The organism is Mycobacterium sp. (assembly GCF_036273375.1).
In the GTDB taxonomy this organism is placed as follows: domain Bacteria; phylum Actinomycetota; class Actinomycetes; order Mycobacteriales; family Mycobacteriaceae; genus Mycobacterium.
The window spans coordinates 1-5,878 of record NZ_DASUHS010000133.1 but is presented as its reverse complement, the minus strand read 5'-3'; the positions used below and the strand labels follow the sequence as shown (position 1 = coordinate 5,878).

Below are 5,878 nucleotides of genomic sequence, written 5' to 3'. Positions count from 1 at the left end.
GCGGCGATGAGCGCGCCGTTAACAGCGGGCTCGGGTGTGGTGCCCATCGGGTCGCCGGTCTCGGGTGCGGCGTTGTTCGTACTGGACGGCTGGTTGCGTTCGGTGCCGGCCGGGGTGGTCGGTGAGTTGTATGTGGCCGGTCGGGGCGTGGCGTTCGGGTATGTGCGTCGGGCCGGGTTGACCGGGTCGCGGTTTGTGGCGTGTCCGTTCGGCAAGCCGGGGACGCGAATGTATCGCACCGGCGATCTGGTGTCGTGGGGCCCTGATGGGCAGCTGCGGTATGTGGGGCGTGCTGATGAGCAGGTCAAAATCCGTGGATACCGCATCGAACTGTCTGAAGTGCAGGCGGCGCTGTCCGGGATGGACGGAGTGCAGCAGGCGGTGGTGCTCGCGCGCGAAGACCGCCCCGGCGACAAACGCCTGGTGGGTTATGTCACCGGCCCAGTCGATCCGACCGAGATCCGCGCCGCGCTTACCGAGCGGCTTCCCGGGCACATGGTCCCCGCGGCGGTGGTGGCACTGGACGCATTGCCGTTGACCCCCAACGGCAAGCTCGACACCCGCGCTCTACCAGCACCGACGTACCAGGATGTTGATCATTACCGCGCCCCCTGCAACGCCGTCGAGGAGATTCTGGCCGATATCTACGCCGAGGTACTGGGGCTGGAGCGCGTCGGGGTCGACGACTCGTTCTTCGAGCTGGGTGGCGACAGCATTTTGTCGATGCAGGTGGTGGCCCGAGCCCGTGCCGCCGGCCTACTGTGCCGCCCGCGCGACATTTTCGTCGAACAGACCGTGGCCCGGCTCGCCCTGGTGGCCGGGGTGGCCGACGGCGAGGCCGGCCCGATCGATGAGGGCATCGGGCCGCTGGTGGCCACCCCGATCATGCGCTGGCTGCAGGACGTGGATGCCCCGGTAGAGCAGTTCAACCAGACGGTTGTGGTGCTGGCGCCCGCCGGGGCGACCGAGGCGGACGCGGTGGTGCTGCTGCAGGCCTTGCTGGATCGGCATCCCATGTTGCGCCTGCGGATAGACGACGACGGCGCCGGGGGCTGGTCGTTGCGGGTGCCCGAAACGGGGTCGACGAATGCCGGCGCTTGTCTGTCCTCGGTGGACGAGTTATCCGATGAGGCGCTGATAAGGGCGCGGTCGCAGTTGAATCCGGCGGCCGGGGTGATGCTCAGTGCGCTATGGGTTGGCTCCACTGGCCAGTTGGTGGTGATCATTCATCATTTGGCCGTCGACGGGGTTTCGTGGCGGATCTTGCTAGAGGACCTCAACATCGCGTGGGCCCAGCATCGCGCCGGGCAACCGGTAGACCTGCCGGTGACCGGGACGTCCTTTGTCAGTTGGGCGTCGCTGCTGGCCCAAAAAGCGCAAAGCCCCGAGATCGCCGGCCTAGCCGAGACGTGGCGGCGGCCGGCGGCGATCCCGGCCGCACTGCCGGCGGTGCAGCCGGGACTGGATACCTATGCCACGGCGGGGCGCCTATCGCTGGACCTGGATGTCGAGACGACCCGGATGCTCCTTGGCGAGGTGCCCGCGGCGTTTCATGCCGGCGTGCACGAAATTTTATTGATTGCGTTCGGGCTCGCGGTGGTGGAGTTTTTGGGCACCGGCGGCGCGCCGATCGGCATCGACGTCGAGGGCCATGGGCGTCACGAGGAGCTCGCCGCAGACGTGGACTTGTCGCGCACGGTGGGGTGGTTCACCACCAAATACCCCGTGTCGTTGGGGGTCGGCAGCTTGCGCTGGAGTCAGGTGATTGCCGGCGAGGCGGCGTTGGGGGCGGTGCTCAAGGATGCCAAGGAGCAGTTGCGCGCCCTGCCGCACGGGCTGACCTACGGCCTGCTCCGGTACCTGAACCCTGACATCGAGCTGGGCGGGTCGGATCCGGCGGTCGGCTTCAACTATCTGGGCCGGTTTGGCGCCCCAGCGGGCGACAGGTCCGGTGACGGTTGGCGGTTCGGCCAGGAAGGCTGGTCGCTCACCGGTGCGGCCGGGGCGATGCCCATGCCGCTGGCCCACACCCTGGAGCTCAACGCCGGCACCGTCGACGCCGACACTGGCCCATATCTGCACGCCGATTGGACGTGGGCGCCCTCGGCCCTTGATCGTGCGGCGGTTAACCGGTTGAGCCAGTTGTGGTTTGAAGCTCTGGTCGGAATCTGCGCGCATGTGCAGGCCGGTGGGGGCGGGCTGACGCCGTCCGATATCGCACCTGCCCGCCTCAGCCAGCAGCAGATCGACGAGCTGTGCCGGCAAGAGCGGATCGCCGACGTGCTGCCGCTGACCCCTTTGCAGCAGGGACTGCTCTTTCACGCCAGCACGGCGCAAGGCAGCGACGACGAAATGTATGCGTTGCAGCTTGATTTCACCGTCAGCGGAGCCCTTGATCCGAACCGGTTGCGCGATGCGGTGCACATGGTGGTCAACCGGCATCCACACTTGGTGGCGCGGTTCTGCACGCAGTTCGACGAGCCGGTGCAAATCATCCCGGCTGATCCCGCGGCCCAGTGGCGGTTTGTCGATCTCCATGCCCCCGGCCTCGACGTCGACGCGGATGACTCGATCCAAGACATATCCGCCACCGAGCGCGACGTGGTCTGCGACCTCGCCGGTGGGCCCCTCTTTCGGGCCGCCCTTATTCGCACCGCAGAGCGCCGGCACCGGTTTGTGCTGACTTTCCACCACATTCTGGTGGATGGCTGGTCGCTACCGATCTTGCTGCGGGAAATTTTTGCCTGCTATTACGAGCAGCCGCTGCCCGCGACCGTCGCCTATCGCACATTTCTTAGCTGGCTGGCCGATCGCGACCTTGAAGCCGCCCGCGCGGCCTGGCGTGACGCGTTGGCCGGCTTCGACACCCCCACGCTCGTCGGCCCTCAAGATCGGTTGCGGCAAGGGCGGCGAGGCTTTGCCTCGGCTAGCGTGCCCGAGCAGACAACGCAGGCCCTCAGCGAGCTGGCGCGCTCCTGCCACGCCACCGTCAGCACCGTGCTGCAGGGCGCCTGGGCGCTGCTCCTCACCTCACTGACCGGTCAGAACGATGTCGCCTTCGGCACCCCGCGGTCTCGCGCGGGCCAGTCCGAAGTGCCCGGCGCGGAGTCGATGGTCGGGCTGCTGATCAATACCGTGCCGGTGCGCGTGCGGATCACAGCGACGACCAGCACTGCAGATCTGCTGGCTCAGCTGCAAAGAACCCACAACGATCTGCTCGAGCACCAGCACCTGGCGCTAATCGACATTCACCGCGTCACGGGCCATGAACAACTTTTCGACACGCTCTTCGTCTACGAGAACTACCCGATCGACACCATCGTGCCGTCGGAGGCGGACGAGGATGCGTTGGCCATCACGGGGTTCACCAACCTCGAATACAACCACTACCCCTTGACGATGGAAGCCCTGCCGGGCCGCGAAATAGACCTGCGTGTCGAATACGACACCGACGTCTTCGACGCGGCCAGGATCGACGCCCTCATCGAGCGGTTGCAGCGGGTACTGGTGGCGATGACCGCCGACCCCTTGCGGGCGCTGTCGACGGTGGACCTGCTCGACCGCAGTGAGCATGAGCTGGTGTTGTCTCGGTGGTCCGGTGCTCAGGTGGCGGCACCGGTCGGTGTAGCCCCGGAGTTGTTGGCCGCGGTGGTGAGCGCCGACCCAGATGCGGTGGCGGCCGTCGACGGCGGCCGGGCTATGTCATATCGCGAGCTTGACCAATGGTCGACGCGACTGGCGCGGGTGCTGATCGAGGCCGGCGTGGGTCCGGAGCGCGCGGTGGGCGTGGCCGTGGGTCGGTGCCTGGAATTGGTCGTGGCCTGGTGGGCAGTGGTCAAGGCCGGTGGTGTGTATGTGCCGGTGGATCGGGCCCATCCGGTCGAGCGGATCACCACGCTGTTGGACGCGGTTTCCGCGGTATGTGTGTTGACCTGTGGCGGCGACACCGTAGCCGGGTCTGGGACGCGCCCAGTGCTGCGCATCGACACTCTTGACCTGTCCGGACGTAGCGCGGATCCGATAACCGACGCCGATCGGCTGGCGGCGCTCGGGGCAGATGACACCGCCTTTGTGATCTTCACCTCTGGGTCGACCGGCGCCCCCAAGGGGGTGGCGGTCAGCCACGCCGGTCTGCTGGGTTGGGCTGCGGCGCAACGCAACTTGTTCGGGCTAGACGCAGGCGCGCGGGTGCTGATGGTGGCCACACCGACCTTTGATGCGTCGGTCGGCGAGTTGTTGTTGGCCGTCGAGTCGAGGGCGACGTTGGTGATAGCGCCGCCGCAGGTGTATGCCGGCGATGCGTTGACCACATTGCTGCACGACCAGCAGGTCAACGCGGCGATTTTGACTCCGACGGTGTTGTGGTCGTTGGATCGGGACCGCCTGGGCGGGTTGGGCACGCTGGTCGCGGTCGGAGAGGCCTGCCCGGCGGAGGTGGTGGCCGCGTGGGCGCCGGGTCGGCAGATGTTCAATGGCTACGGCCCGAGCGAGACCACCATCTGGGTCACCTGTGCTCGTTTGTCGGCGGGGCAGCCGGTCACCATCGGGGCACCGATCCCGGGGGTGCGTGCGCTGGTGCTCAACGCCTTCCTGAATCCGACGCCCGTCGGTGTGATGGGGGAGCTCTACCTGAGCGGGCCCGCGCTGGCGCACGGCTATGTGGGCCGAGTGGAATTGACCGCGGAGCGGTTCGTGGCCAACCCCTACGGAGACCCCGGGTCGCGCCTGTACCGCACCGGTGACCTGGTGCGGTGGACTTCCGCCGGCACCCTTGAATACCTCGGCCGCGCCGATGCCCAGATCAAATTGCGCGGGCAGCGCATCGAATTGGGCGAAATCGAGAACACCTTGCTCGCTTGCCCACAGGTGGCCCAGGCCGCCGCCACTGTGCACCACAGCGACATCGGCGACCACCTCGTCGCCTACATCACCCTCAAGCACACCACCACCACCTCCGACGGCGACGTCGAAATCGTCGAAGAGTGGCAACAGCTGTACGACGAGCTCTACGGCGCTGAGGTAGCAATGCCGGACTTCGGCATGGACTTCCGGGGCTGGAACAGCAGCCTCACCGGTGAACCGATTCCGCTCGAAGAGATGATCGAGTGGCGCTCGGCCACAGTGGACCGGATCATGGCCCTGCGGCCGCAGCGGGTGCTGGAGATCGGCGTGGGCTCCGGGTTGTTGTTGTCACAGGTCGCCCCGCATTGCGCAGAGTATGTCGCCACCGATATGTCGGCGGTCGTCATCGACAATCTGGGCCGTTCGCTGGAGCAGTTGCAAATCCCGTGGCGGGATCGGGTGCACCTGCTGACGCGGCCCGCACACGTTACCGAGACGCTGCCGCAGGGCCACTTCGACACCATCATCGTCAACTCGGTCGTCCAGTACTTCCCCAATGCGGGGTACCTCACCGAGGTCATCGATAGCGCCATCGAACTACTGGCCCCCGGCGGGGCGCTGTTCCTCGGTGACGTTCGCAACCACAGCCTGCAAGGCGCGTTCCAAACCGCCGTCGCGTTGGCCCGCGCCGATGCCACCGACGCGGCCGACATCCGCCGGCGCGCCAAGCATGCCCTGCTCGGCGAACCCGAATTGCTTCTGGCGCCCGAGTATTTCACCACCCTGGCCGCCGATCACCGGTCAGTGGGCGGACTCGAGATTCAAGTCAAACGCGGCCTCGCCGACAACGAACTCAACCGGTACCGCTACGACGTCGTCATCCACAAAGCCCCCGCATCGGTGCGCTCACTGGCAGCCGCGCCCGGCTGGACGTGGACGGAATGCGGCGGCCTGGACGGGCTGCGGGCGCGATTGCTCGCTGAACGTCCCGCCGCGGTGCGCATCGCCGAAATCCCCCGCACCGGAGTGATCAGCG

At 66.9% G+C, this 5,878-nt stretch carries 1 protein-coding gene; it reads left to right on the top strand.

Going from position 1 to position 5,878, the window contains the following annotated elements:
- Positions 1 to 5,878: amino acid adenylation domain-containing protein (locus VFW69_RS12675; RefSeq protein WP_526501728.1), on the top strand; the 5,878-nt coding region annotated here is incomplete at both ends.